The sequence below is a fragment of the Massilia sp. P2_C2 genome (assembly GCF_056404615.1).
This window is the reverse complement of the sequence record NZ_JBFUDR010000597.1, coordinates 1-1410: the sequence shown is the minus strand read 5'-3', so window position 1 is coordinate 1410 and position 1410 is coordinate 1. Positions and strand designations below refer to the sequence as shown.

Below are 1410 nucleotides of genomic sequence, written 5' to 3'. Positions count from 1 at the left end.
ACTTCGACCGYCAGGTCGCCGAGTTACAGGTCCGTGCCGCCATYCTCAATCGYTTCACGCGGTTGGGYACGCCCACGACTGTGGCRGTGACCATGCCGTAATTCCGTKTGGGGTTTGGGGYATTACGARCTCYGCTGATTTMTGCAACAAAGCCTTCCTCATGTGTCGTTGGTGCATTCTCTGCGGCGGCCGCAGAACAGGAAACGGGAAAAGATGAAATTGCCAAAGATGAGGTTACGCATATCTGAGGCGCTTGCAAAACTGGCGGAGAAAGCGAAAGCAGCTCGACCGTGCAAGCGCAAAGACGGGGATTGGTGGCCGTTTCTGGCATGATGAATGTCCTCAGCCGCTCACCAATTCACCTGCGGCGTCAATGTTACCCGACAGAAACTGATCGTGCAACGCTGACACGCGATTCAAAACGTCAGGTTGACGCGTTGCAAGACGCGATCATGGCAGTCACGGATGAGCGCGACCGCGCCCTCAGCCTACAGCAGGAAACACGCCCAGCTTGAGCCAACGATTCGCCGAGCCGCCATCGATGCTGGGCGGGCGGACCATCTTGGTGGTCGACTGGCTCACAGGCGTAATCGACTTGGCCGGAGATTGTCTTTGTTAACAATTTGCCCGAGCTGCTGCTATGCTTGCAAATACCTACAAAGGATCAATTGAACCGCCACGGCATGTGTAGACACTTAATAGCCAAATTGCTCTGCGCGCGCTAACCACCTTTGCGCAGCTCGGCTTCTGACTGCCACCCGAAAGGAAAACAGAAGGGACGTTCAACGCTCTAGAACCGGGCGAACTCGTGACGTAGATCAGCGCAATCGCGCTGATCTACAGATATTCTGGAGGCGAGGATGGGAGTCGAACCCATCTACACGGCTTTGCAGGCCGCTGCATAACCGCTTTGCTACCTCGCCGGAGGAGACTTTTACATGCCGCAACGACCGGTTATCTGTCGCAGCGACACGAGAAGGCTGGCTTCTCTAATCTGGAGCGGGAGAAGAGTCTCGAACTCTCGACCTCAACCTTGGCAAGGTTGCGCTCTACCAACTGAGCTACTCCCGCATTGGATACTACCACCGTGAATCACTGGAGCGGGAGAAGAGTCTCGAACTCTCGACCTCAACCTTGGCAAGGTTGCGCTCTACCAACTGAGCTACTCCCGCTTAGGAGTTCATCACTTGCTACCGTAAAACACTGGAGCGGGAGAAGAGTCTCGAACTCTCGACCTCAACCTTGGCAAGGTTGCGCTCTACCAACTGAGCTACTCCCGCATTGGAGTCTTACTGTACTGTGTTACTGCTGCCCCAGCCTCATCTGACGAGGACTGGAGCGGGAGAAGAGTCTCGAACTCTCGACCTCAACCTTGGCAAGGTTGCGCTCTACCAACTGAGCTACTCCCGC

Annotated in this window: 5 tRNA genes; all 5 read right to left on the bottom strand. The window is 55.5% G+C overall.

Going from position 1 to position 1410, the window contains the following annotated elements:
- Positions 1-849: 849 nt before the first annotated feature.
- The 5 genes from AC1DYX_RS31170 to AC1DYX_RS31150 all read right to left on the bottom strand — a co-directional run bounded on the left by AC1DYX_RS31170 (position 850) and on the right by AC1DYX_RS31150 (position 1410).
- Positions 850-923 (bottom strand) — tRNA-Cys (locus tag AC1DYX_RS31170).
- Positions 924-995: 72 nt separating this feature from the next.
- Positions 996-1071, bottom strand: a tRNA-Gly gene (locus AC1DYX_RS31165).
- 25 nt (positions 1072-1096) lie between these two features.
- A tRNA-Gly gene (locus AC1DYX_RS31160) sits at positions 1097-1172 on the bottom strand.
- A gap of 32 nt (positions 1173-1204) precedes the next feature.
- A tRNA-Gly gene (locus AC1DYX_RS31155) sits at positions 1205-1280 on the bottom strand.
- Between the two features lie 54 nt (positions 1281-1334).
- Positions 1335-1410 (bottom strand) — tRNA-Gly (locus AC1DYX_RS31150).